This is a genomic window from Aquimarina algiphila (assembly GCF_007489275.1).
GTDB classification, from domain to species: Bacteria; Bacteroidota; Bacteroidia; order Flavobacteriales; family Flavobacteriaceae; genus Aquimarina; species Aquimarina algiphila.
This window is the reverse complement of the sequence record NZ_VLNR01000245.1, coordinates 1-261: the sequence shown is the minus strand read 5'-3', so window position 1 is coordinate 261 and position 261 is coordinate 1. Positions and strand designations below refer to the sequence as shown.

General features: G+C 39.8%; 1 protein-coding gene. It reads right to left on the bottom strand.

The features are described 5' to 3' along the window. Window positions 1-261, bottom strand: a 261-nt coding sequence (locus FOF46_RS32240) for a hypothetical protein (protein WP_167572058.1), incomplete at both ends; no start/stop codon positions are given.

Here is a 261-nt window from a genome sequence, read left to right as displayed (position 1 = left end):
TAAATTTTTTAACCAGAACATTAGCGGTTTCCAGAGTCTTCTTATAATCCTGGTCAAAAACTTCTGAAATGGTTTGTGCATGTAATCGAACTTCATGAGCATGCTCACCAACCAATCCTGTCACTTGTTCCGTAAGCTTGGCTGATTTCCAAACCTCTTTATTATACTTTGACCATTCTTTAACTGCTAAACCAACCCCTGCCAAAACAGTAGCAGCCAAAACCACAGGATTTGCGAGTAAGGATAATGCAGCCTTTCCTA